The sequence below is a fragment of the Streptomyces sp. NPDC104581 genome (assembly GCF_055583685.1).
On the sequence record NZ_JBVJNN010000018.1, the window covers coordinates 12,673 to 39,459 of the forward strand.

At 69.9% G+C, this 26,787-nt stretch carries 20 protein-coding genes; 12 read left to right on the forward strand and 8 right to left on the reverse strand.

Annotation, left to right across the window (positions count from 1 at the left end):
- Positions 1 to 129 precede the first annotated feature (129 nt).
- The 3 genes from ACZ61E_RS16865 to ACZ61E_RS16875 all read left to right on the forward strand — a co-directional run bounded on the left by ACZ61E_RS16865 (position 130) and on the right by ACZ61E_RS16875 (position 3,519).
- Positions 130 to 1,425: a DUF418 domain-containing protein gene (locus ACZ61E_RS16865; RefSeq protein ID WP_469700389.1), complete on the forward strand. Its 1,296-nt coding sequence runs from the start codon at positions 130 to 132 to the stop codon at positions 1,423 to 1,425.
- A 535-nt stretch (positions 1,426 to 1,960) separates the two neighbouring features.
- A complete protein-coding gene (locus ACZ61E_RS16870; RefSeq protein WP_469700390.1) occupies positions 1,961 to 2,368 on the forward strand; it encodes a YciI family protein in 408 nt (135 codons plus the stop codon).
- A 5-nt stretch (positions 2,369 to 2,373) separates the two neighbouring features.
- On the forward strand, positions 2,374 to 3,519 hold the full coding sequence (locus ACZ61E_RS16875) for an RNA polymerase sigma factor (RefSeq protein WP_469700483.1): 1,146 nt from the start codon (positions 2,374 to 2,376) through the stop codon (positions 3,517 to 3,519).
- 63 nt (positions 3,520 to 3,582) lie between these two features.
- On the opposite strand, the gene dnaB is transcribed toward ACZ61E_RS16875, so the two are convergent.
- Complete coding sequence (gene dnaB, locus ACZ61E_RS16880) at positions 3,583 to 5,061, reverse strand: replicative DNA helicase (protein WP_078076239.1); 1,479 nt, start codon at positions 5,059 to 5,061, stop codon at positions 3,583 to 3,585.
- Positions 5,062 to 5,484: 423 nt separating this feature from the next.
- On the opposite strand from dnaB, the gene ACZ61E_RS16885 reads away from it, so the two are divergent.
- A complete protein-coding gene (locus ACZ61E_RS16885) occupies positions 5,485 to 6,894 on the forward strand; it encodes an MATE family efflux transporter (RefSeq protein ID WP_469700391.1) in 1,410 nt (469 codons plus the stop codon).
- A 136-nt stretch (positions 6,895 to 7,030) separates the two neighbouring features.
- Here ACZ61E_RS16885 and rplI read toward each other — a convergent pair whose 3' ends face one another.
- From rplI to rpsF, 4 genes are all read right to left on the reverse strand, one after another.
- Positions 7,031 to 7,477, reverse strand: a complete 447-nt coding sequence (gene rplI, locus ACZ61E_RS16890; protein ID WP_385051519.1) for a 50S ribosomal protein L9 — start codon at positions 7,475 to 7,477, stop codon at positions 7,031 to 7,033.
- 18 nt (positions 7,478 to 7,495) lie between these two features.
- Complete coding sequence (gene rpsR / locus ACZ61E_RS16895; protein ID WP_003967857.1) at positions 7,496 to 7,732, reverse strand: 30S ribosomal protein S18; 237 nt, start codon at positions 7,730 to 7,732, stop codon at positions 7,496 to 7,498.
- A gap of 42 nt (positions 7,733 to 7,774) precedes the next feature.
- On the reverse strand, positions 7,775 to 8,374 hold the full coding sequence (locus tag ACZ61E_RS16900) for a single-stranded DNA-binding protein (protein WP_469700392.1): 600 nt from the start codon (positions 8,372 to 8,374) through the stop codon (positions 7,775 to 7,777).
- 73 nt (positions 8,375 to 8,447) lie between these two features.
- On the reverse strand, positions 8,448 to 8,738 hold the full coding sequence (gene rpsF / locus ACZ61E_RS16905) for a 30S ribosomal protein S6 (RefSeq protein ID WP_023540278.1): 291 nt from the start codon (positions 8,736 to 8,738) through the stop codon (positions 8,448 to 8,450).
- A gap of 272 nt (positions 8,739 to 9,010) precedes the next feature.
- On the opposite strand from rpsF, the gene ACZ61E_RS16910 reads away from it, so the two are divergent.
- From ACZ61E_RS16910 to ACZ61E_RS16920, 3 genes are all read left to right on the forward strand, one after another.
- Entirely contained in the window at positions 9,011 to 9,343 is a 333-nt protein-coding gene (locus ACZ61E_RS16910) for a hypothetical protein (protein ID WP_469700393.1), read from the forward strand.
- Between the two features lie 108 nt (positions 9,344 to 9,451).
- Positions 9,452 to 10,570, forward strand: coding sequence for a lipid II:glycine glycyltransferase FemX (locus ACZ61E_RS16915; protein WP_469700394.1), 1,119 nt, complete (start codon positions 9,452 to 9,454; stop codon positions 10,568 to 10,570).
- A gap of 136 nt (positions 10,571 to 10,706) precedes the next feature.
- Positions 10,707 to 11,738, forward strand: a complete 1,032-nt coding sequence (locus tag ACZ61E_RS16920; RefSeq protein ID WP_469700395.1) for an alanine racemase — start codon at positions 10,707 to 10,709, stop codon at positions 11,736 to 11,738.
- A 268-nt stretch (positions 11,739 to 12,006) separates the two neighbouring features.
- Here ACZ61E_RS16920 and ACZ61E_RS16925 read toward each other — a convergent pair whose 3' ends face one another.
- A complete protein-coding gene (locus tag ACZ61E_RS16925; RefSeq protein WP_469700396.1) occupies positions 12,007 to 13,503 on the reverse strand; it encodes a glycosyltransferase family 87 protein in 1,497 nt (498 codons plus the stop codon).
- Between the two features lie 180 nt (positions 13,504 to 13,683).
- On the reverse strand, positions 13,684 to 16,383 hold the full coding sequence (locus tag ACZ61E_RS16930; RefSeq protein WP_469700397.1) for a transglycosylase domain-containing protein: 2,700 nt from the start codon (positions 16,381 to 16,383) through the stop codon (positions 13,684 to 13,686).
- 359 nt (positions 16,384 to 16,742) lie between these two features.
- Between ACZ61E_RS16930 and ACZ61E_RS16935 the strand changes: the two genes are divergently transcribed.
- The 3 genes from ACZ61E_RS16935 (at position 16,743) to ACZ61E_RS16945 (ending at position 20,057) form a co-directional block, all read left to right on the forward strand.
- A complete protein-coding gene (locus ACZ61E_RS16935; RefSeq protein WP_469700398.1) occupies positions 16,743 to 17,501 on the forward strand; it encodes a PadR family transcriptional regulator in 759 nt (252 codons plus the stop codon).
- Between the two features lie 61 nt (positions 17,502 to 17,562).
- Complete coding sequence (locus ACZ61E_RS16940; RefSeq protein WP_469700399.1) at positions 17,563 to 18,645, forward strand: inositol-3-phosphate synthase; 1,083 nt, start codon at positions 17,563 to 17,565, stop codon at positions 18,643 to 18,645.
- A 140-nt stretch (positions 18,646 to 18,785) separates the two neighbouring features.
- On the forward strand, positions 18,786 to 20,057 hold the full coding sequence (locus ACZ61E_RS16945) for an MFS transporter (protein WP_469700400.1): 1,272 nt from the start codon (positions 18,786 to 18,788) through the stop codon (positions 20,055 to 20,057).
- A gap of 128 nt (positions 20,058 to 20,185) precedes the next feature.
- Here ACZ61E_RS16945 and ACZ61E_RS16950 read toward each other — a convergent pair whose 3' ends face one another.
- Positions 20,186 to 21,652, reverse strand: coding sequence for a CCA tRNA nucleotidyltransferase (locus ACZ61E_RS16950; RefSeq protein ID WP_469700401.1), 1,467 nt, complete (start codon positions 21,650 to 21,652; stop codon positions 20,186 to 20,188).
- Between the two features lie 200 nt (positions 21,653 to 21,852).
- Here ACZ61E_RS16950 and ACZ61E_RS16955 point away from each other — a divergent pair, with 200 nt between their 5' ends.
- Positions 21,853 to 24,417: a DUF6049 family protein gene (locus tag ACZ61E_RS16955; protein ID WP_469700402.1), complete on the forward strand. Its 2,565-nt coding sequence runs from the start codon at positions 21,853 to 21,855 to the stop codon at positions 24,415 to 24,417.
- A 46-nt stretch (positions 24,418 to 24,463) separates the two neighbouring features.
- A complete protein-coding gene (gene murJ, locus ACZ61E_RS16960) occupies positions 24,464 to 26,704 on the forward strand; it encodes a murein biosynthesis integral membrane protein MurJ (RefSeq protein WP_469700403.1) in 2,241 nt (746 codons plus the stop codon).
- Positions 26,705 to 26,787 lie beyond the last annotated feature (83 nt).

Genomic DNA, 26,787 nt, shown 5'->3' on the forward strand with positions numbered 1-26,787 from the left:
CCCCGCCCGGAGCGCGGCACCGCCACTACTTTGGTCGGCCCGGCGGTGACGACGAGCCATACCTTGGGCGGAAACGGCTGTACAGAAGGCGGGTTACCGGCCCCGGAGCCCGTTCCTAGCGTTGGGGGCATGACAGCCGAGACGACGCAGGAGACCGGGCCGGACCCCGAGCCGGCGACCACCACCGGCCCCCCGGCCGTGGCCCCTCGCGGGGCCGTACGGCCTTCGGAACGAGCTCTCGCGCCGGATCTCGCACGCGGACTCATGCTGCTGTTCATCGTGCTGTCGAACACCGCGTTCCATCTGTGGGCGTCGCGGTACGGCCCCTCCGGCTGGCAGCCCGTGAACGGGGGCCCGCTCGACCGGGCCGTCCAGTTCACCATGATCACCGTGCTGGACCTGCGGGTCTATCCGCTCTTCGCGTTCCTCTTCGGCTACGGGATGACGCAGCTGTTCCTCCGTCAGAAGGCCGCGGGAACCGCCGAGCGCGATGTCGTCAGGATCCTGCGCCGGCGCAGTCTGCTGCTGATCGTCATCGGCCTGCTGCACGCCGCACTGCTGATGGCGGGTGACATCGTCGGCTACTACGGACTGTTGAGCCTCGCCCTCGGCCCGCTCTTCCTCCGGCGCGGCGACCGCGCGCTGATGTGGTGGATGGGGATCGGAGCGGCGCTGATGGTGCTCAGCGCCGCGCAGCCGATGGTGACCGTGCTGCTCCAGGGCGATCTGGGCGCCGTCGGCGACGCCGGCGCGGAGCCGGGCGCGGAGGCGTACGCGGCGGGCGAGGAGAGCTGGCTCGCCGCCGCCGGCACCCGCGTGGCCACCGGGGCGTTCGTCACCTTCGTCGCCGCACCCGCGTCCCTGATCGGCGGCGCCTACCTCGTCTTCCTGCTCGGCTTCTGGGCGGCACGGCGCCGGATCCTGGAGGAGCCCGGCCGGCACCTGCGGCTGCTGCGCAGGACCGCGCTCATCGGCATCCCGGTGGGCTGGCTCGGCGGGCTGCCCGCCGCACTGGCGCACATCGGCGCGATCGACGTCCCCGCCGACGCGCAGAGCGAGTCGGGCGTCCTCACCGCGCTCAGGGACATCACCGGCGGCGCCGCCGGGCTCGGGTACGTCGCCGCGGTCGCCCTGTTCGCGCACTGGTGGACCCGCAGATCAGGCCGCCGCGGCGCACGCGCCGTCGGCGCCGTCTCCGCGGTGGGCAGGCGCTCGCTGTCCTGCTATCTCGCACACTCCCTGATCTTCGCCCCGCTGCTGGCGGCGTGGGGCCTCGGGCTCGGCGAGCACCTGACGAGCGCCACGGTGGCGCTCGTGGCCGTCGGGGTCTGGCTGGTCACGGTCGCGGGGGCGTACGCCCTGGAACGCGCCGGGCACCGCGGGCCGGCGGAGACGCTGCTACGCCGGCTGATGTACCGGCCCTGAGCGGCGGCGGGGGTCTGGTGCGTGAACGCAGGGCGGAGGAGGGAGGCATGGCGGAGGCATGCCTCCCTCCTCCGCCGCCAACGCGGCGAGCGTGCGTGCCGGGGCACGCGAGCCCGGCAAGATCCACACGACAGGCCCCAGGGGCGTCCGCGGAGTAGCCCCGTCCGCCGAGCGGGGCCAGGGCCCTCGGAGCGAGGCCCGCGACGTCTGGCGCGGTGCACCGAAGGTGCCGGAGTGGCCGGCCTCCTACCGGAGCTACGTATCGGGCGCACTCGGCCGGATCCGACCACGCCGGGGCCCCTCCCGTCCCCTCTTCGGGTCTACGGGGAGATGCTCCGTGCCGGGCGTCACGTGGCCGGGCGGCACTTCGCGGACGTCCCTGGCGCCCGATGCACAGCGCCTTTCCGGCGGACCCTCGGGGATTCGAAGTCCGCCGGAAACTTTTTCGCGGCAGGATGTCGAGAACCCCGACGCGGCTCCGTCCCAGGGATGAACGCGGCCACACTGGGCCGTACAGCACCGAGGAGAACCGATCATGGCCAAGTACCTGCTGCTCAAGCACTACCGGGGCGCTCCGGCCGCGGTCAACGACGTGCCGATGAACGAGTGGGAGCCGGAGGAGGTCGTGGCCCACGTGCAGTACATGCGTGACTTCGCCACCCGGCTCGAAGGCACCGGCGAGTTCGTCGACGGCCAGGCGCTCTCCGAGGAGGGCACATTCGTCCGCTACGACGGCGAGGGACGGCCGCCGGTCACCGACGGCCCGTTCGCGGAGACCAAGGACCTCATCGCGGGCTGGATGGTGATCGACGTCGAGACCTACGAGCGGGCGCTCGAACTGGCCGCCGAGCTGTCCGCGGCTCCGGGCGCCGGCGGGAAGCCCATCCACGAATGGCTCGAACTGCGCCCGTTCCTCGGCGAGCCCCCGACCGTCACGGAGTGACGCACATGGACGAGGCGCTGCTGCGCGCCCTCACCCCCGCGGTGATCGGGGTCCTCGTCCGGCGCGGAGCGGACTTCGCGTCGGCCGAGGACGCCGTGCAGGACGCCCTGGTCGAGGCCCTGCGCGTCTGGCCGGACGACCCGCCCCGCGACCCCAGGGGCTGGCTGGTCACCGTGGCCTGGCGCAAGTTCCTCGACACCGCCCGCGCCGAGACCTCACGACGGCACCGCGAGGAGCGCGTCGAGAGCGAGCCCGCCCCCGGCGCGGGCGAGGCGGTGGACGACACGCTCCAGCTGTACTTCCGGTGCGCCCACCCGTCCCTGACACCGGCCTCGGCCGTCGCGCTCACGCTGCGCGCGGTCGGCGGCCTGACCACACGCCAGATCGCGCGGGCCTACCTCGTGCCGGAGGCGACCATGGCCCAGCGCATCAGCCGGGCCAAGCGGACCGTCTCCGGCGTCCGGTTCGACCGGCCCGGTGACATCGCCACCGTGCTGCGGGTGCTCTATCTGGTCTTCAACGAGGGCTACTCCGGCGACGTCGACCTCGCCGGCGAGGCGATCCGGCTCACCCGTCAGCTCGCGGCCGGGATCCACCACGAGGAGGTCGCCGGCCTGCTCGCGCTCATGCTGCTCCACCACGCCCGCCGCCGGGCACGGACCGGCCCCGACGGCAGGCTGGTACCTCTCGCGGAGCAGGACCGGGAGCTGTGGGACACGCGTCTGATCGCCGAGGGCGTCGACGTGCTCCAGGCGGCCCTCGCCCGCGACCGGCTGGGCGAGTTCCAGGCCCAGGCCGCCGTCGCCGCGCTGCACGCCGATGCCCGGTCGGCCGAGGAGACCGACTGGGTGCAGATCGTGGAGTGGTACGACGAACTGGTGCGGCTCACCGACAACCCGGTGGCCCGTCTCAACCGGGCCGTCGCGGTCGGCGAGGCGGACGGCGCGCGGGCCGGTCTCGCCGCCCTGGCGGAACTCGACCCCGCCCTGCCCCGCCACACCGCCGTCGCGGCGTATCTGCACGAGCGTGACGGTGCCCCGGAGACGGCGGCCCGCCTCTACGCCGAGGCCGCCCGATCGGCGACCAGCCTGCCGGAGCGCGACCACCTCACGCGCCAGGCCGCCCGGCTCAACGCGATGCTGCGCGGCTGAGCTCCCGCGGTGCCGAGCGGGCGCGGAGGGCTGCGCGGGCGCGCCCCTGCGCGGCCGGGTCGCTCAGGTCTGTGCCATGTCCACGAAGCGTGAGTAGTGGCCCTGGAACGCCACCGTGATCGTCGCCGTCGGGCCGTTACGGTGCTTGGCCACGATCAGGTCCGCCTCGCCCGCGCGGGGTGACTCCTTCTCGTACGCGTCCTCGCGGTGGAGCAGCACCACCATGTCCGCGTCCTGCTCGATGGAGCCCGACTCACGCAGGTCGGAGACCATCGGCTTCTTGTCCGTACGCTGCTCGGGGCCACGGTTCAGCTGGGAGAGCGCGATCACCGGCAGCTCCAGCTCCTTCGCCAGCAGCTTGAGGTTTCGCGACATGTCCGAGACCTCCTGCTGGCGGCTCTCCGCGCGCTTCGAACCGCCGGACTGCATCAGCTGGAGGTAGTCGATGACCACCAGCTTCAGTCCGTTGCGCTGCTTGAGCCGACGGCACTTGGCGCGGATCTCCATCATCGACAGGTTCGGCGAGTCGTCGATGTACAGCGGCGCCTGCGAGACGTCCGGCATCCGGCGGGCCAGCCGTGTCCAGTCCTCGTCCGTCATCGTCCCGGAACGCATGTGGTGCAGCGCCACCCGCGCCTCCGCCGAGAGCAGGCGCATCGCGATCTCGTTGCGCCCCATCTCCAGGGAGAAGATGACGCTCGGCAGGTTGTTCTTGATGGAGGCCGCGCGCGCGAAGTCCAGCGCGAGCGTCGACTTTCCCATGGCGGGACGGGCCGCGATGACGATCATCTGGCCGGGGTGCAGCCCGTTGGTGAGCGAGTCGAAGTCCGTGAACCCCGTCGGCACACCCGTCATCTCACCGCTGCGTGAACCGATCGCCTCGATCTCGTCGAGCGCGCCCTCCATGATGTCGCCGAGGGGCAGGTAGTCCTCGCTGGTGCGCTGCTCGGTGACCGCGTAGATCTCGGCCTGGGCGGAGTTGACGATCTCGTCGACGTCGCCGTCCGCCGCGTATCCCATCTGTGTGATCTTGGTACCGGCCTCGACGAGACGGCGCAGCACCGCGCGCTCGTGCACGATCTCCGCGTAGTACGACGCGTTCGCCGCCGTCGGCACCGACTGGACCAGCGTGTGCAGATAGGAGGCTCCGCCGACCCGGGTGATCTCACCGCGCTTGGTCAGCTCGGCGGCCACCGTGATGGGGTCAGCCGGCTCGCCCTTCGCGTACAGATCGAGGATCGCCTGGAAGACCGTCTCGTGCGCGGGGCGGTAGAAGTCGTGGCCCTTGATGATCTCCACGACGTCGGCGATGGCGTCCTTGGAGAGCAACATGCCGCCGAGGACGGACTGTTCGGCGTCCAGGTCCTGGGGAGGCACGCGCTCGAAACCGGGGGATCCGCCGTCCCACGCGGCGTTGTCCCTGCCGCGCTCGTGCTGCTCGTCGCGGCCCCTTCCCTCACCTCGGCGCTGGCGGGAGACCGGCAGACGATCACCGGGACCGGCTTCGGTCCAGGGGTCGTCCAATGGCTCGGGGATGCTCATCCGGCCACCTCCTCCCGTCCGCTGAGCGGACCTCGCCGTGCCACTCTTTCTACGGCACGACACTGACAAATCGAGTGGCCTGACTCCGGTTCCGGCGCGTCGGACGTCGGTCCACGGTAGGCCCGCCGGGACCGTCCGCCAATCTGGTTATCCACAGGCCATGTGGACGAAGGACCATATGCTGTGGAGAACTCCGGCGAACCTGTGCACGGACCGGGGGACAGCACTGTGGACAACCTCGCGCCGCCTCCACCACACCAGCTCTGAGCTGGGCTTTCTCCATCCACCGGCTGTGGGGGAGAAAAACTTTCCAAGCTGGTCCAAGATCCGAGCAAACGGCGCACAGCAGTGCCCGGATCTCCTCGGCAAGTAAGGATCACAGTCGCGTTGCATCTCTTACCTGTGGAAGATTAGATTGAGCGCATGAAACAGGTCCCCACGGCATCCGGTCCCGGCTCCGACAGCGGTCGGGGCGGCGACCCCGGCGACCGGCTCGACAAGGGACCGGACACGGGTGCCAAGGCCGCCCGGCGGCGTCACGACCGCGAGATCATCGCCCTCGCCGTGCCCGCCTTCGGCGCCCTGGTCGCCGAGCCGCTCTTCCTGATGGTCGACAGCGCGATCGTCGGCCATCTCGGCACTCCGCAGCTCGCCGGACTGGCGATCGCGGCGGCCCTGCTGGGCACGGCCGTCAGCGTGTTCGTCTTCCTCGCCTACGCCACCACGGCGGCCGTCGCGCGCCGCGTCGGCGCGGGTGATCTTCAGGCCGCCATCCGGCAGGGCATGGACGGGATCTGGCTCGCCCTGCTGCTGGGCGCCGCCGTCATCGCCGTCACCCTCCCCCTGGCGCCCTGGTTCGTCGATGTCTTCGGCGCATCGGAGACCGCCGCCCCGTACGCGATCACCTATCTGCGCATCTCCAGCCTCGGTATCCCCGCGATGCTGGTCGTCCTGGCGGCTACCGGCGTCCTGCGCGGTCTCCAGGACACCCGGACCCCGCTGTACGTCGCCATCGGCGGCTTCGGCGCCAACGCCGTCCTCAACGTGGTGCTCGTCTACGGGGCCGGCCTCGGCATCGCCGGTTCCGCCTGGGGCACCGTCATGGCGCAGTTCGGCATGGCCGCGGCCTATCTGGTGGTCGTCGTACGAGGGGCACGCCGCCACGGGGCCTCGCTCCGGCCCGACGCCGCCGGGATACGAGCCAGCGCCCACGCGGGCGTCCCCCTGCTGGTCCGTACGCTCTCCCTGCGCGCGGTCCTGATGATCGCCACCGCTGTCGCGGCCCGTCTCGGTGACGCCGAGGTCGCCGCGCACCAGATCATCCTGTCGCTGTGGAGCCTGATGGCCTTCGCGCTCGACGCCATCGCCATCGCCGGGCAGGCGATCATCGGCCGTTATCTGGGCGCGAACGACCCCCGGGGCGCCAGGGACGTCTGCCGCCGCATGGTGCAGTGGGGTGTGGTCTCCGGCGTGGGGCTCGGGGTGCTCATCGTGCTGGCGCGCCCGATGTTCATCCCGCTGTTCACCGGCGATCAGCTGGTCCAGGACACCCTGCTGCCCGCCCTTCTGGTGGTGGCGGTCACCCAGCCGGTGTCGGGCATCGTCTTCGTACTGGACGGTGTGCTGATGGGCGCGGGCGACGGTCCCTATCTGGCGAAGGCGATGGTGGTGACCCTGGCCGTCTTCGCGCCGGTCGCCCTGCTGGTACCGGTGCTCGGAGGCGGACTCACCGCCCTGTGGTGGGCCATGACGCTGATGATGGCGGTCCGCATGGTGACGCTGTGGCTGCGCACCCGGTCCGGCCACTGGCTGGTCACGGGCGCCACGCGCTGACCGGGGAGTCAGGGCGCCCCGCGTTTCACGTGAAACAGCACGGAGAAACGCCATCGCCGGACGGGCCTGAGCCCGTCCGGCGATGGCGGACGAAACGGCTGCCGGGCGGACCCGGTCAACCAGTCGGGTCAGAACCCTAGGCGGGCACGACCTCGACGCCGAACTTCGCGGCGACCTCGGGGTGCAGACGCACGGACACCTGGTGCGAGCCCAGGGTCTTGATCGGCGAACCGAGCTCGATACGGCGCTTGTCGACCTCCGGACCACCGGCGGACTTGATCGCCGAAGCGAGGTCGGCCGGGGTGACGGAGCCGAAGAGACGGCCGGCGTCGCCGGAGCGAACAGCCAGACGCACCTTCACACCTTCGATGCGGGCCTTGATCTCGTTGGCCTGCTCGATGGTGGCGATCTCGTGGATCTTGCGAGCACGACGAATCTGCTCGACGTCCTTCTCGCCGCCCTTGGTCCAGCGGATCGCGAAACCACGCGGGACCAGGTAGTTGCGGGCGTACCCGTCCTTGACGTCGACGACGTCGCCGGCGGCACCGAGGCCGGAGACCTCGTGAGTGAGGATGATCTTCATGATTAGGTCACCCTCCCCTTATCGCGCGGTGGACGTGTAGGGCAGCAGCGCCATCTCACGGCTGTTCTTGACTGCCGTGGCGACGTCACGCTGGTGCTGCGTGCAGTTGCCGGTGACGCGGCGGGCACGGATCTTGCCACGGTCGGAAATGAACTTCCGCAGCATGTTCGTGTCCTTGTAGTCCACGTACTGGGTCTTGTCCTTGCAGAACGCGCAGACCTTCTTCTTAGGCTTGCGCACAGGCGGCTTCGCCATGGTGTTTCTCCTGTGTGATCAAGAAAGTGGGAGCGAGCTGCCCTAGAAGGGCGGCTCGTCCGAGTAGCCGCCGCCGGAACCGCCGGAGCTTCCGCCCCAGCCGCCTCCGTTGCCTCCGCCACCCTGCTGCTGGCCGCCGGCCGGCGCGCTGGTCGCCCAGGGGTCGTCGGCGGATGCTCCGCCGCCGCCCTGCTGGCCACCACCGGGGCCGCCGCCCCAGTTGCCGCCGCCCTGCTGCTGACCGCCGCCACCGCCGTAACCGCCCTGGGCACCACGACCGGTGGTCTTGGTGACCTTGGCCGTGGCGGTCTTCAGGCTGGGGCCGACTTCCTCGACGTCCAGCTCGTAGACCGTGCGCTTGACGCCCTCACGGTCCTCGTACGACCGCTGCTTGAGCCGGCCCTGCACGACGACGCGCATGCCCCGCTGAAGCGACTCGGCGACATTCTCCGCCGCCTGACGCCAGACCGAGCAGGTGAGGAACAGGCCATCGCCGTCCTTCCACTCGTTGGTCTGCTTGTCGAAGATGCGGGGAGTCGACGCGACACGGAACTTCGCGACCGCCGCACCGGACGGGGTGAAGCGCAGCTCGGGGTCGTCGACGAGATTGCCGACGACCGTGATGACGGTCTCGCCTGCCATTGGGTGAACCTCTCGGCGGGGATTGCTTCTGCTGCTGGCTGCTACTCGGACCCGATGACCGCTGAGCCGAGGCTCAGTGGGTCTCGGGACGGAGGACCTTGGTCCGGAGGACCGACTCGTTCAGGTTCATCTGTCGGTCGAGCTCCTTGACGATCGCGGGCTCGGCCTGCAGATCGATGACCGAGTAGATGCCCTCGGGCTTCTTCTTGATCTCGTAAGAGAGACGACGACGGCCCCAGGTGTCGACCTTCTCCACCTTTCCGTCGCCCTCACGGACGACGGAGAGGAAGTTCTCGATCAGCGGGGAGACTGCTCGCTCCTCGAGATCGGGGTCGAGGATGACCATCACCTCGTAGTGACGCATGTGGAACCCACCTCCTTTGGACTCAGCGGCCACGGTCGTTCCGTGGCAGGAGGGTCGTGATGCGTGAGCAACGGTATCGGCCGCCACTGACAATCGCGCTCGACGAGCGGGAATCGCCCTCTGGCCTGGGCAGACACCGGTGCAGACCGTACAGACTACCTCTTGACCGGCTTCCGGTTGAAATCCGGCCGGGGACGGCCGCACCCTGGACACATCGGGTGTGGGCGACGCTACGGTGCGCCGCCCTCCGGCAAGGCGCCAGGAGGTGCCCCATGGCACAGCAGGCAATGCAACCGACCGCAGGGCGTCGGAAGACGACCGGTTCTCTCTTCGCCTCCGATCACCGGCCCCATCCCGTCCAGGACATCCTGCTCTGGGTGACCGCGGTGGTGGGTGTCACCGCCTTCGTCTCCGGGATGTTCCACAACCTGCATCTCCTCAGCTCCTGGGCGGGGCTCATCGGCATCCTCACGGGCCTGTACGGCCAGTTCGTCTCGGTGACGACCCACGAACGGTTCGCATTGATCATGGGTCTGGGCTCCTCGGCGGTCGGCTTCTACCTCGGGATGGCGCACGGCGGTCTGTTCGGCGGACTGCTGGGCTGAGGCCCGCTCCGCCCCGTGGCCAGCCGGGGCGCTCCTGCGGCAAGTAGGCTTCGGCGCGAGAGCCGGACCCCCTACTCCATGGGGACACATCTGCGAGGAGCGCCCCGCATGACCCTGACGCTGAGCACCATCAGTCGCGAGCAGCATCTGGCGTACATCCAGAGCCTGCCCGCGGCCAGCCACTGCCAGGTCCCCGCGTGGGCGGACGTGAAGACGGAGTGGCGCTCGGAGAGCCTGGGCTGGTTCGACAGGGACGGCCAGATGGTCGGCGCCGGCCTGGTGCTCTACCGCCAGCTGCCCAAGATCAAGCGGTATCTGGCGTATCTGCCCGAGGGCCCGGTCATCAACTGGTACGCCCCGAACCTGGCCGACTGGCTCCAGCCGATGCTCGCGCACCTGCGGAACCAGGGCGCGTTCTCCGTGAAGATGGGGCCGCCCGTGGTGATCCGCCGCTGGGACGCGGCGGCCATCAAGTCCGGCATCCAGGACCAGGACGTCAAGCGGCTCCGCGACGTGGAGGCCACGCACATCGAGCCGCGTGCCTTCGAGGTGGCCGACCGGCTGCGCAAGATGGGCTGGCAGCAGGGCGAGGACGGCGGGGCGGGCTTCGGAGACGTACAGCCCCGCTACGTCTTCCAGGTGCCGCTGGCGAACCGGTCGCTGGACGACGTCCTCAAGGGCTTCAACCAGCTGTGGCGGCGCAACATCAAGAAGGCGGAGAAGGCGGGCGTCGAGGTCGTCCAGGCCGGCTACGACGACCTCGCCGAGTGGCAGCGGCTGTACGAGATCACCGCCGAGCGCGACCACTTCCGGCCCCGGCCGCTCTCGTACTTCCAGCGGATGTGGACCGTCCTCAACTCCGAGGACCCCAACCGCATGCGGCTGTACTTCGCCCGGCACGAGGGCGAGAACGTCGCGGCCGCGACGATGCTCATCGTGGGCGGTCACGTCTGGTACTCGTACGGGGCGTCGGCCAACCACAAGCGGGAGGTCCGGCCCTCGAACGCGATGCAGTGGCGGATGCTCCGGGACGCCTACGCGATGGGCGCGACCGTCTACGACCTGCGCGGGATCTCGGACTCGCTCGACGAGACGGACCATCTGTTCGGTCTCATCCAGTTCAAGGTGGGCACGGGTGGTGAGGCGGTCGAGTACGTGGGCGAGTGGGACTTCCCGCTCAACAAGCTGCTCCACAAGGCTCTCGACATGTACATGTCTCGCCGTTGAACCGTTTTCCGCCCCGCGTTCCCGACGGGTACGCCGACCGGTGTTCCGGCCGGCAATTCGCCCCGTTGGCCCCCAGACCCCCAAGCACGTCCATATCCTTCCTACACCGCAGCCACGAGAAAGGTTCCGGACCGGCATGGCGCTCTCCCTCTACGTCGACACCGCGCGCTGGCGGGCGCACCAGAAGTCGGTCATTGACCAGTTCCCGGGCCTCGTCCCGGTCTGCAAGGGCAATGGCTACGGCTTCGGTCACGAACGGCTCTCCGAGGAGACCTCCCGCTTCGAGTCCGACATCCTCGCCGTCGGCACGATCTACGAAGCCGCCCGCATCAAGGACTGGTTCAGCGGCGATCTGCTGGTCCTGACCCCGTTCCGCCGCGGCGAGGAGCCCGTACCGCTGCCCGATCGCGTCGTCCGCTCCGTCTCCTCGGTCGACGGCGTCTTCGCGCTGGTCGGCGCCCGGGTCGTCATCGAGTGCATGAGCTCGATGAAGCGCCACGGCGTCCGCGAGGAGGAGCTCGGCCAGCTCCACGCCGCCATCGAGGACGTACGCCTCGAAGGCTTCGCCCTGCACCTGCCCCTCGACCGCACGGACGGTTCCGACGCGGTCGAGGAGGTCATCGGCTGGATGGACCGGCTGCGCGCGGCGCGGCTCCCGCTGCACACCATGTTCGTCAGCCATCTGCGCGCCGAGGAACTGGCCCGTCTCCAGAGGCAGTTCCCGCAGACCCGGTTCCGCGCCCGCATCGGTACGCGGCTGTGGCTGGGCGACCACGAGGCGACCCAGTACCGGGGCGCCGTGCTGGACGTGACGCGCGTCGTCAAGGGCGACCGGTTCGGCTACCGCCAGCAGAAGACCGCCTCGGAGGGCTGGCTGGTGGTCGTCGCCGGCGGCACCTCGCACGGGGTCGGGCTGGAGGCGCCAAAGGCGCTGCACGGCGTGATGCCGCGTGCCAAGGGCGTCGCGCGCGCGGGCCTGGCGACGGTCAACCGCAATCTCTCGCCGTTCGTGTGGTCCGGCAAGCAGCGCTGGTTCGCCGAGCCGCCGCACATGCAGGTGTCGATCCTGTTCGTGCCGGCCGACGCGCAGGAGCCCAAGGTCGGTGACGAGCTGGTGGCGCATCTGCGGCACACGACGACTCAGTTCGACCGGCTCGTGGACCGCTAGGTCGTGTCCTCGAAGTAGCGCCGTCCGCCCGCGGGGCGGGGCCCGCGGCGGCCGGTGCGGTGCGTCGCGAGGCGGAGGATCGGTCTCGTACCGGGCGTACCCGGCCTACTCCGACCACGCGGCGATGCGCCGCACGAGGCGTCGCGGGCCAGGCGGGACTTCGAAGACACGGCCCAGGAGCCACATATGCAGGACGCGAACACGAAGGCCGGCCGGCGCCCGCGAAGGGAGCCAGCCGGCCGTCGGTCTGCCGCCCGTGCGCGGGGGCTCAGGCCGCCCCTGGCGGCCGCGCGCCCCACGAGACGCGCTGCGCCTCCTCCACCGTCCGCGCCGTGTACACCGGCGGCCGTGCGGCCCGGCCGAGCACGAACACGTCCGGCGCCCCGTCCAGCACCCCGCCCGACGGATCGTCCGAACCGTCGCGCCGTACACCGTCGCGCTCGGGGAGCAGGACGTCCCGTACGACGACCGCGCACAGGTACAGCGTCCCCAGCAGATGCAGCGCGATGGCGAGCTGGTAGCCCTCGGTCGGCAGCCCCTTGTGGGCGTCCCCGCTGGTCGTGTACGCGAGATACATCCAGATGCCCAGGAAGTACATGACCTCGCACGCCTGCCAGACCAGGAAGTCGCGCCACCGCGGCCGGGCCAGCGCCGCGAGCGGGATCAGCCACAGCACGTACTGCGGCGAGTAGACCTTGTTGGTCAGGATGAACGCGGCGACGACCAGGAAGGCGAGCTGGGCGAACCGGGGCCGGCGCGGCGCCGTCAGGGCGAGCGCCGCGATTCCGGCGCACGCGAGCACCATCAGCGCCATCGACCAGTTGTTGACGGTCTCCACCTCCAGGGACCGCCCCGTGCGCTGCGTGATGATCAGCCAGAACGATCCGAAGTCGACCTGCCGCTCCTGGCTGAACGTGTAGAACTTCTTCCACCCCTCCGGGGCGAACAGCATCACCGGCAGATTCACCAGCAGCCACGAGAAGGCCGTTCCGCCCAGCGCCACCCCGAACTCCCTCAGCCGCCCCGCGCGCCAGCACAGCAGCAGCAGCGGCCCCAGGAGCAGTACGGGATAGAGCTTGGCCGCCGTCGCGAGGCCGATCAGGATGCCGAAGGCCAGCGGACGGCCGCGCGACCACATCAGCATCCCGGCGGCCAGGAGCGCGACGGCCAGCAGGTCCCAGTTGATGGTGGCGGTGAGGGCGAGGGCGGGCGCCAGGGCCAGGAGCAGGGCGTCCCAGGGTCGGTGCCGGTGGGTGCGGGCGACGCTGACGGCGATGATCACCGCGCAGATCATCAGCATCCCCGCGTTGACCATCCAGTACATCTGCTCGCGGTGCTGGATGGAGCCGTCGCCGGGGGTGAACCAGGAGGCGACCTCCATGAACAGACCCGTCAGGACGGGGTACTCCAGATACTGCATGTCGCCGTCGAGCCGGTCGAAGTACGGCACGAGACCGTCCGCGAAGCCGCGGCCGAGGAAGAGATGCGGGATGTCGGAGTAACAGGCGTGCGTGTACTGGGAGCTGGCGCCCCGGAACCAGGCCCATTCGTAGCAGGGCATCTTCTGCACCATGCCGAGCGCGAACATGCCGATCGCCACCAGCGCGACCACCCGTACCGGCGTGAGGCGGCTGGTGCCGTACCAGGCCCAGCGGCCGATGGGACCGCCGATCAGCTCGCTGCCCGCCGCGGCGATCCTGTCCCGCCTGGTGGGCGGTACGACCGGCCGGTCCTTGGGCCCCGCGATGTCTTCTGTGCTCGGCATGGCGCCCATCCTGCCGTACGCCGCCGGGGCACGGCGAAGGCCGCCGCACCGGGCCGTACACGGTGGGTGTACGGACCTGGTGCGACGGCCTTCGGGGCGCTCCCGGGTTCTCACGCGGGTGTCTTCGGAGCCCCCTCCCGGGGCCGGAGGTGTGTGGCACTCCGGCCGGGAGGGGGCGTGTCAGCCTCCCCCGCCTCCGCCTCCGAACAGACCACCGCCGTCGCCGCCCTCGGGATCCCCGGTCTCCGGTGGTGGACTGGTCGACGAGCCGGGATCCCCGATCACTCCGCCGGGATCCTCACCTCCCGGACCACCCGGGCCTCCGGGGCCTCCGTCCTCGCAGCCGTTCCACTGGTCGCAGGACTCGGTCGGGCTCGGGGTCTCGGACGGCTTCTCCGAGGGCGTCTCGGACGGCTTCTCCGAGGGCGTCTCGGAGGGCTGCTCCGTCGGCGTCGGCTCCGGGCTCGTGACACCGCCGCCGTAGACCGCCTCGCCGATCGGCGAGGGCTCGGGGAACTTCAGCGCCTCCTTGCCCTTCATCGCGACCGTCATGTACTCGCGCCAGATGTCGGCCGGGAAGGACGCACCGTGGATCTTGTCCTGGCCGCCGGTGCCGAACATCTCCAGGAACTTGCGGTTCTTGTTCTCGGCGTTGTCGTCCAGCCGGTACATGTCGATGGCGGTCGAGAGCTGGGGGGTGTAGCCCACGAACCAGGCCGACTTGTTGCCGTCGGTGGTGCCGGTCTTGCCGGCGACCTCCCGGCCGTCCGGCAGCTGCGCCGAGGTGCCCGTGCCGCCCTTCTCCATGACCACGGACTTCAGGACGTCCGTCACGTTGTTCGCGATGTCGGCGTCGAACGTGTTCCGCGGCTTCTTGTCGTACTCGAAGACGACGACGCCCTCCTTCTTGACCTCCTGGACGGAGTAGGGCTCACGCTGGGTGCCGTTGTCGGCGAAGGTGGCGTACGAGCCCGCCATGCGGATGGCGCTGGGGTCGGAGATACCGATGGAGAACGACGGGTTGCTGCCGCCCGGAAGGCTGTCCTCCAGCAGTCCGGCGTCGACGGCGGCCTGCCGGACCTGCGGAATGCCCACGTCCATACCGAGCTGGACGAAGGGGGAGTTGGCCGAGACCTTCATGGCCTCGCGCAGGTTGATGTCCTCGAAGTTCTCGTCACCGTCGTTGCGCTGGTGCCACTCCTCGCCCTTCTCGTTGGTCCAGATGTCGCCGTTGTAGTCCTTGATCTTCAGTTTGTTCTTGCCGTTGTACTCGCTCTTGTCCGGCGAGACCTTCGTCCGGGTGTCCGCGCCCTGCTCCGGTCCGAGGTCGGGGTCCCGCACACCGTCACGCATCGCCGCCGCCAGGACGTACGGCTTGAACGTCGATCCGACCTGGGCACCGGTCTGGTCGGCGTTGTTGGTGAAGTGCTTGGTGGCGTCCTGCCCGCCGTAGATGGCGACGATCTTGCCGGTCGACGGCTCCACGGAAGCGCCGCCGAACTGGACGTGGGTGTCCGTCTCCGGGCGCTTCTTCGCGTCGATGTTCGCGTCGTAGATGTCGGTGACGGCCTTGGTGAGCGCGTTGACCTTCTTCTTGTTGAAGGTCGTCTTGATCTCGTAGCCGCCCTCGGCCAGTTTGTCGGCCGTGATGCCCTGCTTGTTGTTGTTGATGAAGTAGGCCTTGGCGAGGTCCACCAGGTAGCCGACCTGGCCGCCGAGCTGCGCGGCCTTCTTGGGCGGGTCGGGCATCGGGAATTCCTTGAACTTCGCCCGGTCCGCCGCGCTCAGATGGCCGTCCTGCACCATCTCGTTGAGGATCCAGGCCCAGCGCTTCTTGGCGCGCTCGGTGTTGGCCTCGGCGCTGGCGTTCGGGTCGATCGAGGGCGCGCCGTTGGGGTCGTAGTACGTCGCGCCCTTCAGGAGCGTCGCCAGGAAGGCGGACTGGCTCGCGTCGAGCTCCCTGGCGTCGACTCCGTAGTACGTACGGGCCGCCGCCTGGATGCCGTAGGCGCCGCGTCCGTAGTAGGAGGTGTTGAGGTACCCGGCCATGATGTCGGGCTTGTCCATCTCCGCGTCGACGCGGATGGAGATGAACAGCTCCTTGACCTTGCGGGTGTAGGTCTGGTCCTGGCTGAGCATGGCGTTCTTCACGTACTGCTGGGTGATGGTCGAGCCGCCCTGTGTCTGACCGCCCGTGGCCATGTTGAACATGGCCCGGCCGATGCCCATGGGGTCGATGCCCGAGTCTTCCCTGAACGTCTTGTTCTCCGCCGAGATCACGGCGTTCTGCATCACCGTGGGGATATTTTCGATCTTGACGATCTGGCGGTTGACCTCACCGCCGGTGGAGACCATCGGCGTGCCGTCGTCCCAGAGGTAGACGTTGTTCTGGGCCTCGGACGCCTCACTCGGATTGGGGAGCCCGACCATGGCGTACCCGATCGTGGCCGCGGTCATCAGACTGCCGAAGAAGGCGATGCACAGGCCGGTCACGAGCTTCCAGGACGGTACCCAGCGGCGCCAGCCGTACTTGCCGTACCGCGGGTAGTCGATCAGCCGCTTCTTGCCGGGCCGCCCGCCGCGGCCCCGGCCGGGGCCGTCGGGACCGCCGCCGCCGCGGCGTCCTCCACCATGGCCTCCGGCGCCGGCGCCGCCCCCCTCGGCGGCACGGCGGCGGCCCCGCTGGGCCGCCCTGCGGGCCTCGGCCCGGCCTCCGTAGGAAGGCTCGGGCTCGTGCGAGCCGGAGTGGGACGCCGTGGGGACTCCACGGGAGGGGTCCGCGCGGCGGCCGGCCGACCGCTGCGCGGCGCGCCTGGCCGCGGCTCGTCCGCCACCCTGGCCACCCTGCGGCTGGGCCTGTTTGCGACGGTGCTCGCTCATCGAACGACTACTCCTCGGGCAGGCGCGAACGCCTGGAAGCGGCAGTTGAGTTCCGGTCCCCCCGAAATGAATACGGACGTGCCCGGCGTCGGGCTCATCCGGCATGCATCCAGAACGACGACGCTCTCACACGTCACGCGGTTCCCGGTGGTCTGCATGCCGCACAGACTACGCAGGGTCAAACCCGCCGAGATCTGAACTTCACCCCAAATCAGGCAAGTTACTCGGGGTGAATCCGTGATGTGACGCCGTTCACCATGGCCCCTCTTGTCCCATCAGCATCGGTGTTCTATCGTCCCGATGTATCGAGTCGATACATCGGGACGGCATAATCAGCCGGGACGGCGGAGGAGGCGAAAGTGAGCAGACGCTCGGGCATCCTCGAATTCGCTGTCCTGGGTCTGCTGCGCGAGTCTCCGATGCACGGCTACGAGCTGCGGAAACGGCTCAACACCTCGCTGGGGATCTTCCGGGCCTTCAGTTACGGAACGCTGTATCCGTGCCTCAAGACGCTCGTCGCCAACGGTTGGTTGATCGAGGAGCCGGGCAGCGCGCCCGAGGAGGCGCTCGCGGCGTCACTCGCGGGCCGCAGGGCCAAGATCGTCTACCGGCTGACGGCGGACGGCAAGGAGCACTTCGAGGATCTGCTGTCCCAGACGGGCCCGGACGCCTGGGAGGACGAGCACTTCGCCGCTCGCTTCGCCTTCTTCGGACAGACGGAGCGCGAGGTACGGATGCGCGTGCTGGAGGGCCGTCGCAGCCGGCTGGAGGAGCGCCTGGAGAAGATGAGCGCTTCCCTGGCCCGTACCCGGGAGCGTCTCGACGACTACACGCTCGAACTTCAGCGGCACGGTATGGAGTCCGTGGAGCGCGAAGTGCGGTGGCTCAACGAGCTCATCGAGAGCGAGCGGGCGGGGCGGGACCAGCGAGAGCCGGGCCCGCGGGACCCCGCCGCCCGGCCGGGCGCCACGCCGGACAGCAAGACCGGCACGACGAACGGTACGACCAGCAGCACAACGGGAGACGAGGACGGCCTGCCCCGGCTCCGGGGGACTTCCGGAGGTTCGCCTCCGGAGACTCCCGGTCGGCCGGATCCGTCCGAGGACACCACCACATGAGGTTCCGCATCGCCGCGGGGCTTCATCGCAACATTGAGATCACACACAGGGAGCAACCAGGATGGGTTCCGTTCGCGTAGCCATTGTCGGCGTGGGCAACTGTGCCGCCTCGCTGGTGCAGGGCGTCCACTACTACAAGGACGCCGATCCGGCCGGCCAGGTGCCCGGCCTGATGCACGTGCAGTTCGGCGAGTACCACGTGGGGGACGTGGAGTTCGTCGCCGCCTTCGATGTCGACGCGAAGAAGGTCGGTCTCGACCTCGCGGACGCCATCGGTGCCAGCGAGAACAACACCATCAAGATCTGCGACGTCCCGAACTCGGGTGTGACCGTCCAGCGCGGCCACACCTACGACGGGCTCGGCAAGTACTACCGCGAGACGATCGAGGAGTCGGACGAGACGCCGGCCGACGTCGTCCAGATCCTCAAGGACAAGCAGGTCGACGTCCTGGTCTGCTACCTGCCCGTCGGTTCCGAGGACGCCGCGAAGTTCTACGCGCAGTGCGCCATCGACGCCAAGGTCGCCTTCGTCAACGCTCTGCCGGTCTTCATCGCCGGCACCAAGGAGTGGGCGGACAAGTTCACCGAGGCCGGTGTCCCGATCGTCGGTGACGACATCAAGTCGCAGGTCGGCGCCACCATCACGCACCGTGTGATGGCGAAGCTGTTCGAGGACCGCGGTGTCGTCCTGGACCGCACGATGCAGCTGAACGTCGGCGGCAACATGGACTTCAAGAACATGCTGGAGCGCGACCGCCTGGAGTCGAAGAAGATCTCCAAGACGCAGGCGGTCACCTCGCAGATCCGTGACCGTGACATGGGCGCCGACAACGTCCACATCGGCCCCTCGGACTACGTGGCCTGGCTGGACGACCGCAAGTGGGCGTACGTCCGCCTGGAGGGCCGCGCCTTCGGTGACGTTCCGCTGAACCTGGAGTACAAGCTGGAGGTCTGGGACTCCCCGAACTCCGCGGGTGTCATCATCGACGCCGTGCGCGCCGCGAAGATCGCCAAGGACCGCGGCATCGGCGGCCCGATCCTCTCCGCCTCCTCGTACTTCATGAAGTCCCCGCCGGTGCAGTACTTCGACGACGAGGCCCGCGAGAACGTCGAGAAGTTCATCAGCGGCGAGGTCGAGCGCTGATCCAGCGGCGCCTCTCCCGGGGGCTCGGATCGGCGGAACACCGGTCCTCCCCGTGAATCGCACCGTGCGAAGGGTCCCCGGGCAGACTGCCCGGGGACCCTTCGCATGTCTCACGCGCGCCGTGTGTGACGCTGATCCACATGTCTGTCGTGCGCGATCTGCGCGTGCTCCTGCGTCTGCCCGACTTCCGCCGGCTGCTGACCGTGCGTCTGCTGTCGCAGGCGGCGGACGGGGTCTTCCAGGTCGCGCTGGCCGCGCACGTCGTGTTCTCCCCCGAGAAACAGACCTCCGCCGGCGCCATCGCGTCGGCCATGGCGGTGCTGCTGCTGCCGTACTCGCTCATCGGCCCGTTCGCCGGGGTGCTGCTCGACCGGTGGCGACGGCGCCAGGTCATCCTGTACGGCAATCTGCTGCGCGCCGTCCTCGCGGCCTGCACCGCCGTACTGATCCTCACCTCCGTGCCGGACTGGCTCTTCTACGTCTCCGCGCTCGCCGTGACGGCCGTCAACCGGTTCGTGCTCGCCGGGCTGTCGGCCGCGCTGCCCCGCGTCGTCGAGGACGGACATCTGGTCGTCGCCAACTCCCTCTCGCCGACGGCCGGCACGCTCGCCGCCACCGCGGGCGGCGGCCTCGCCTTCCTCGTACGGCTGGTCGTCTCCAGCTCCGACGCCGCCGTGGTGCTGCTGGGCGCGGCGCTGTATCTGACGTCGGCCCTGGCGTCGATCACGATGACGCGCGATCGCCTCGGCCCCGATCCGGGGCTGGTGCAGCCGCGGATCGGCGCCGCTCTCGCCTCCACCGCACGCGGGCTCGGTGAGGGGCTGCGCCATTTGGCGGAGCGGCGCGACGCGGCGGTCGCGCTGCTCGCCATGACGCTGATGCGCTTCTGCTACGGAGCGCTGACCGTTATGGTCCTGATGCTCTGCCGCTACGCCTGGTCGGACACCGAGGAGGACGGCATCGCACTGCTGGGACTGGCGCTCCTCGTCTCGGGGGCCGGATTCTTCGCCGCCGCCGTGGTCACACCGTCGGCGGTCGGACGTCTCGGCTCGTTCGGCTGGATGACGGTGTGCGCCGGTTCGGCGGCGGTACTGGAACCGGCTCTGGCGCTGCCGTTCTCTCCCCTCCCGATGCTCGCCGCCGCTTTCGTTCTCGGTCTGACCACCCAGGGCGCGAAGATCTCGACGGACACGGTGGTGCAGACATCGGTGGACGACGCGTACCGGGGTCGGGTCTTCTCCCTCTACGACGTGCTGTTCAACGTCGCCTTCGTGGGCGCGGCCGGGGTCGCCGCGCTGATACTGCCGCCGGACGGCCGCTCGGCGCCGCTGGTACTCGGGGTGGCGGCGCTGTACGCGTGCACCGCGGTGGGACTGTTCCGCTGGAAGGGGCACGCGGCGAAGTACGAGTAGCGCGGGGAGCACATGCGAGGGGGGGCGATGTTTCACGTGAAACATCGCCCCCCTCGTACCGGCCGCCACCCGGCCGGTGTTTCACGTGAAACATCGGCCACCGGACGCGGGCCGCCGCCGCACCGGACTCACTCCTGGGCTGCCCACCATTCCTTCAGCGCGCCCACCGCTTCGTCATGACCCATGGGCCCGTTCTCCAGCCGCAGCTCCAGCAGGAACTTGTACGCGGCTCCGATCACCGGCCCCGGACCGACACCCAGCGTCTCCATGATCTGGTTGCCGTCCAGGTCGGGCCGGATGGAGTCCAGCTCCTCCTGCTCCTGCAACTGCGCGATTCGCTCCTCAAGACCGTCGTAGGCCCGTGAGAGCGCCATCGCCTTGCGCTTGTTACGGGTGGTGCAGTCCGAGCGCGTCAGCTTGTGGAGCCGGTCCAGCAGCGGGCCGGCGTCCCGTACGTACCGCCGCACCGCCGAGTCGGTCCACTCACCCGTGCCGTAACCGTGGAAGCGCAGATGCAGTTCCACCAGTCGCGAGACGTCCTTCACCAGCTCGTTGGAGTACTTGAGCTCGGTCATCCGCTTCTTGGTCATCTTCGCCCCCACCACCTCGTGGTGATGGAAGGAGACCCCGCCGTCCTTCTCGAACCGCCGCGTCCGGGGCTTGCCGATGTCGTGGAGCAGCGCGGCCAGCCGCAGCACCAGGTCCGGGCCGTCCTCCTCCAGGTCGACGGCCTGCTCCAGGACGGTCAGCGAGTGCTCGTACACGTCCTTGTGCCGGTGGTGCTCGTCGCTCTCCAGCCGCAGCGCGGGCAGCTCGGGCAGCACGCGCGCCGCGAGTCCGGTGTCCACGAGCAGTGCCAGGCCCTTGCGCGGGCGGCCGGAGAGGATCAGCTTGTTCAGCTCCTCCCGTACACGCTCCGCCGAGACGATCTCGATGCGCTCGGCCATGGCCTTCATCGCGGCGACGACATCGGGCGCGACCTCGAAGTCCAGCTGCGCGGCGAAGCGGGCGGCCCTGAGCATCCGCAGCGGATCGTCGGAGAAGGACGCCTCGGGGGTGCCGGGCGTGCGCAGCACACCGGCCGCGAGGTCCTGGAGACCACCGTGCGGATCGATGAACTCCTTCTGCGGCAGCGCGACCGCCATGGCGTTGACGGTGAAGTCCCGGCGGACCAGATCGTCCTCGATGGAGTCCCCGTAGGACACCTCGGGCTTGCGCGAGGTGCGGTCGTACGCCTCGGAGCGGTAGGTCGTGACCTCGATCTGGAAGTCCTGCCGGGCGTCGCCGACCCGGCCCTCCTTCTGGGCGCCGACGGTGCCGAAGGCGATCCCGACCTCCCAGACGGAGTCCGCCCAGGGCCGCACGATCTTCAGTACGTCGTCGGGCCTGGCGTCGGTCGTGAAGTCGAGGTCGTTGCCGAGACGGCCGAGGAGGGCGTCCCTCACGGAGCCTCCGACCAGGGCGAGGGTGAAGCCCGCCTGCTGGAATCGGCGCGCGAGGTCGTCGGCGACAGGGGACACCCGCAGCAGTTCGCTGACCGCGCGGCGCTGCACCTGGCTCAGTGCAAGGGGAGTCTCTTCGTTGGCGTTCGGCACAACAGAAAAGGGTACGTGCCCCGGCCGGCCGCGGCGTCCGGGTTTCCGGGGCGCCGGCTCGCACCGCCCCATGAGATTCTTCCGATCATGAAGGGCGGTCCCCGGCACTTCGCCACTGCGCACATCGTTACCATGCGTGGACGCACAATCGACGACGACTATTGACGACGACCATTGACGACAGAGGGACGGGCGGGCGCGTGGCCGAGGCGGCAGACATCCAGGGGATGAAGCACTCTCCTGCCCGCCGATGGCTTGGGCGCACCGGCGCCGTGGTCGCCGGGGTGCCGCTCCTGGCCGGTCTCCTGGGAGGTCTCGCGGCTCCGCGGGCCGCCGCGGCGGACCCGCTCGCCGCGCCCCTCTCCGCGTCCGCCACAGGGGCCGCCAAGGGCTCTCCGGCGAGCGTCACCGCGGAACCGTCCGGCCCGAGCACCGTCTCGGTCGCGCTCGACACACTGGCGCCCAGCGCGCCCAAGAAGGGTGACACCCTCACGATCTCCGGCACGGTGACCAACAAGAGCAAGAAGCCGGTCACCGACGCCCGCGTCGACCTCCGGGTGGGCCCGCAGCTCACCGGTCGCACCGCCATCGACGACGCCGTCGAGCGCTCCAACGACACCACGTACGACCCGCTGCCGGTGGGCGGCAAGTACAAGGTCGAGTTCGCCGAGCTCGCCTCGGGGATCAGTTACGACTTCGCCCTGTCGGTACCGGTGAGCAAGCTCGGCCTCGGGGCCGACGGCGTGTACCAGCTCGGTGTGACACTCACCGGCCGGACGGCGGCCGAACCGTACGACCACACCCTCGGTGTCCGCCGCACGTTCCTGCCGTGGCAGCCGGACGCGGTGGACAAGAAGACCGGGTTCACCTACCTCTGGCCGCTGATCTCCACGTCGCACGTCTCCGCCGAGACCGGATCGGACGACCAGCAGACCCCGGTCTTCGAGAACGACGACCTGGCCGAGGAGCTGGCGCCCGGCGGCCGGCTGGAGCAGCTCGTCTCGCTCGGCAGCCAGCTCCCCGTCACCTGGGTCGTGGACCCGGACCTCCTCGCCACCGTCGAGGCGATGACCGACCCGTACCGCGTCAGGGACGGCAACTCCACGGTCGCGGGCAGGAACCAGCTCGTGGCCAGGAACTGGCTCAACTCCCTGGAGAAGGCCGTCCAGGACAACCAGAACATCGTCGCGCTGCCCTTCGGCGACCCCGACCTGGCGTCCCTGGCCCACGGCGGCGAGAACGTCTCCGGCACCCTCGGCCATCTCCAGAGCTCCAGCGAAGTGGCAGGGAAGACCGTGGAGACCATCCTCCATGTGCCGCCCGCCACCGACTTCGCGTGGCCCGCGGACGGCGCCGTCGACCCGTCGATCGTCGATGTGGCGACCTCCGCGGGCGCCGACAAGGTGATCTCGCGCAGCGACAGCATCCAGGACAACCTGCCGTACACCGCGAGCGCCGCGCGGCCCATCGGCGGCGGTACGACGGCCGTGGTCAGCGACACCCGGCTGTCCACCGCCTTCGAGGGCGATGTGACCAAGGCGGGCAGCTCCACGCTCGCGGTCCAGAAGTTCCTCGCCCAGTCGCTGGCCGTGAACCTCCAGGACCCCTCGAAGCAGCGCAACATCGTCGTCGCACCGCAGCGCACGCCGTCGGCCAGCCAGGCGCAGTCCATGGCCCGCGCCCTCCAGGGGCTGGACGGGGAGCGCTGGACCGAGCCGTCCGACCTGGTCGCCGCCGCAGCCGCGGAGCCGGACACCAACGCCACCACCAAGGTGCCCGGCCCCACGCGGTATCCGGACAAGCTCCGGGACCAGGAACTGCCCGCGGCCGCGTTCGAGGAGCTCAAGGGGATGGGGGAGCGGCTCGGTAAGTTCAAGGCCATCCTCACGCTCCCCGACCGGGTGGCGACACCCTTCGCCAACGCCGTCAACAGGGCGGTCTCCACGTCCTGGCGGGGCGACGCCAAGGGCGCCGACCAGTACCGCGACTCGGTGGACCGCTATCTGACGAGCCTCGCCAGCGAGGTCCAGCTCATCCAGAAGTCGGAGCTGACCCTGTCCGGGCGCAGCGCGACCATCCCGGTGACGGTCCAGAACCAGCTCCTCCAGGGTGTCGACAACCTCGTCCTGCGTCTCCATTCCACGAACGCGACCCGTCTGAAGCTGGACGACGGCAGCGCGGTCGCCGAGCAGCCGATCCGGGTCGACGGCGGACACACCCAGGTGGTGAAGTTCACCGGCGCGGCCAACGCCAACGGCCCGGTGGAGCTCACGGCGCAGCTCTACACGACCGACAACCGGCCGTACGGCGACCCGATGACGTTCCAGGTCAGGGTCTCCGAGCTGACCCCCACCGTGATGCTCGTCATCGCCGGCGGCGTGCTGATGCTCGTCCTGGCGGGGGTGAAGATGTACAGCCAGCGCAAGCGGGCGGTGGCGGCGAAGGCGGCCGAGGACCAGGCCGACGCCGGTGCGCGGACCGGCGGCGACGCCGGGGGCGACGGTGCCGACGGCGGTGACTCCCCCGGCGGCGGCACCGACGGCGGCACCGGTGGCGACGCGTCCCCGGCCCGGGGTCCCGGCGCGGCGGACCCCGCCGGAGACCGGTCGGCGGCGCCCTCCGGGCCGTCCCCGAAGACCTCCGCCACGCCGGAGACCCGGGGCGACCTCGACGGCGCCCGACCTGGGCAGCCGAGTGACCCTGCCCCGGACACCCGTCCGGAAAGCGGGGACCCGTCGGGCAAGGGTGAGAAAGTGGACCGTTGAGCGATGTCGTGGCCGGCCGGCCGGAAACGATGAGGTGGGGTTGACGATGAACGCGCCGTACGACGGTGACCGCGGGCAGGGTGCCGGCGGTGATCCGGCAGGGCATGTTCCGCCCCAGCCACCCGCCGCCGACCCCAACGCCCCCGCGCCCGATCCCGCACGGGATCCGTACGCCCAGGGCCCCTACGGCCGGCCTCCGCACCCCGAGGACCCGTACGCCCGGCCGGAGTACGGCCGGGACCAGTACCCCCGGGGTGGCTACCCCCAGGATCCGTACGCCCAGGACGCCCGCCCCCAGGACTCCTACCGCGCGCAGGGCCAGGTGCCCGGGGCCCAGCAGCCGCCTTCCGGCGCGTCCCCGGAGACGATGCCGCTCTACCAGCAGCCGCCCGCCCAGCAGTACGCGCCCGATCCACGCGTCTGGGCCCAGCCCCCGCCGCCCGAGCCGGACGGGCCGTCGCGCGGCCTTCCGTACGGCGACGACCCGAGGACCACGCAGTTCACCGGCGTCGACGAGCTCGTCACCCGGGCACGCACGGACGAGCCGGAGCCCGACGCGTTCGCGCATCTCTTCCGCGACCAGGAGGGAACGGGCCGGCCCGTGGCCGCCGCACCCGAGGTGGCCCCGGCGCCGCCGGCGGCGGCGAAGAAGGCCGGCGGGCGGGCCTCCGGTCTGCTGAAGTCGAGCGCGGTGATGGCGGCGGGCACGCTGGTCTCCCGGCTCACCGGCTTCGTGCGCTCCGCGCTGATCGTGGCCGCGCTCGGCGCCGCCACCCTCGGCGACACCTTCCAGCTCGCCATCACCCTGCCGACGATGATCTACATCCTGACCATCGGCGGCGGCCTGAACTCCGTCTTCGTCCCGCAGCTCATCCGGGCGATGAAGGACGACGAGGACGGCGGCGAGGCGTACGCGAACCGCCTGCTGACCCTGGTCATCGTCATCCTCGGCTCGCTGACCGCGCTCTCGGTGCTCGCCGCCCCGATGCTGGTGCGCCTGATGTCGGTGAGCATCGCGGACAACCCGGCGGCCAACGACGTCGCCGTCGTCTTCGTGCGCTACTGCCTGATCACCATCTTCTTCATGGGCGTGCACGTGGTGATGGGGCAGATCCTCAACGCCCGCGGCAGGTTCGGCGCGATGATGTGGACCCCGGTCCTCAACAACATCATCATCATCGCCACCCTCGTGATGTTCATCTGGGTGTACGGCACGGCCGAGGACTCCGGGATGACGGTCGCGTCCATCCCGCCCGAGGCGGAGCGCCTGCTCGGCGTCGGCGTGGTGCTCGGCCTCACCGTCCAGGCGCTGGCGATGATCCCCTACCTCCGGGAGACCGGCTTCCGGATCCGGCTGCGCTTCGACTGGCGGGGCCACGGCCTCGGCAAGGCCGCCAAGCTCGCCAAGTGGACCGTGCTGTTCGTCCTCGCCAACCAGGCCGGCGTACTGGTCGTCTCCCAGCTCTCCACGGCGGCGGGCGTCGACTCGGGCACCCAGGGCGCGGGCTACATCGCCTACTCCAACGCCCAGCTGATCTGGGGCATGCCGCAGGCCATCATCACCGTCTCGGTCATGGCCGCCCTGCTGCCGAGGCTCTCCCGCTCCGCGCACGACGGCGACACCGGAGCCGTACGCGACGACATCTCGCAGGGCCTGCGCAACTCGGCCGTCGCGATCGTCCCCGTCGCCTTCAGCTTCGTCGCCCTCGGCATCCCGATGTGCACGCTGATCTTCGGCTCGTCCGGCATCGAATCGGCCCGCTCCATGGGCTACATGCTGATGGCCTTCGGCCTCGGCCTCATCCCGTTCTCCGTGCAGTACGTGGTGCTCCGTGCCTTCTACGCGTACGAGGACACCCGGACCCCCTTCTACAACACGGTCATCGTGGCCGTCGTGAACGCGGCCGCCTCCGCCGTCTGCTTCCTCGTCCTGCCCTCGCGCTGGGCCGTCGTGGGCATGGCGGCCTCGTACGGTCTCGCCTACGCCGTCGGTGTGGGCATCGCCTGGCGCAGGCTCAAGAAGCGTCTGAGCGGCGATCTGGACGGCTCGCACGTGATGCGTACGTACGCCCGGCTGTGCCTGGCGTCCGTCCCCGGCACGATCGCCGCCGGCTCGGTCGGCTATCTCGTGCTCGACAAGCTCGGCAGTGAGGTCCTGGGTTCGTTCACCGCATTGGCGGTCGGCGGCATCGTCCTGTTGGCCTGCTTCTTCGTCGTCGCGCGGAAGCTGCGTATCGAGGAGATGAACGCCTTGGTGGGCATGGTCCGGGGCCGCCTCGGACGCTAGGTCCCGGGGCGGAGCACAACCATCGTCGACCGCCGTGTGTCGTGCATAGCGTCCGACTGTGGGCACAATTGGCGTGGCTGTTG

Coding starts and splice junctions, on each gene's coding strand:
- ACZ61E_RS16865 (WP_469700389.1), top strand. CDS start 130: ATGACAGCCGAGACGACGCAGGAGACCGGGCCGGACCCCGAGCCGGCG.
- ACZ61E_RS16870 (WP_469700390.1), top strand. CDS start 1,961: ATGGCCAAGTACCTGCTGCTCAAGCACTACCGGGGCGCTCCGGCCGCG.
- ACZ61E_RS16875 (WP_469700483.1), top strand. CDS start 2,374: ATGGACGAGGCGCTGCTGCGCGCCCTCACCCCCGCGGTGATCGGGGTC.
- dnaB (WP_078076239.1), bottom strand. CDS start 5,061: ATGAGCATCCCCGAGCCATTGGACGACCCCTGGACCGAAGCCGGTCCC.
- ACZ61E_RS16885 (WP_469700391.1), top strand. CDS start 5,485: ATGAAACAGGTCCCCACGGCATCCGGTCCCGGCTCCGACAGCGGTCGG.
- rplI (WP_385051519.1), bottom strand. CDS start 7,477: ATGAAGATCATCCTCACTCACGAGGTCTCCGGCCTCGGTGCCGCCGGC.
- rpsR (WP_003967857.1), bottom strand. CDS start 7,732: ATGGCGAAGCCGCCTGTGCGCAAGCCTAAGAAGAAGGTCTGCGCGTTC.
- ACZ61E_RS16900 (WP_469700392.1), bottom strand. CDS start 8,374: ATGGCAGGCGAGACCGTCATCACGGTCGTCGGCAATCTCGTCGACGAC.
- rpsF (WP_023540278.1), bottom strand. CDS start 8,738: ATGCGTCACTACGAGGTGATGGTCATCCTCGACCCCGATCTCGAGGAG.
- ACZ61E_RS16910 (WP_469700393.1), top strand. CDS start 9,011: ATGGCACAGCAGGCAATGCAACCGACCGCAGGGCGTCGGAAGACGACC.
- ACZ61E_RS16915 (WP_469700394.1), top strand. CDS start 9,452: ATGACCCTGACGCTGAGCACCATCAGTCGCGAGCAGCATCTGGCGTAC.
- ACZ61E_RS16920 (WP_469700395.1), top strand. CDS start 10,707: ATGGCGCTCTCCCTCTACGTCGACACCGCGCGCTGGCGGGCGCACCAG.
- ACZ61E_RS16925 (WP_469700396.1), bottom strand. CDS start 13,503: ATGCCGAGCACAGAAGACATCGCGGGGCCCAAGGACCGGCCGGTCGTA.
- ACZ61E_RS16930 (WP_469700397.1), bottom strand. CDS start 16,383: ATGAGCGAGCACCGTCGCAAACAGGCCCAGCCGCAGGGTGGCCAGGGT.
- ACZ61E_RS16940 (WP_469700399.1), top strand. CDS start 17,563: ATGGGTTCCGTTCGCGTAGCCATTGTCGGCGTGGGCAACTGTGCCGCC.
- ACZ61E_RS16945 (WP_469700400.1), top strand. CDS start 18,786: ATGTCTGTCGTGCGCGATCTGCGCGTGCTCCTGCGTCTGCCCGACTTC.
- murJ (WP_469700403.1), top strand. CDS start 24,464: ATGAACGCGCCGTACGACGGTGACCGCGGGCAGGGTGCCGGCGGTGAT.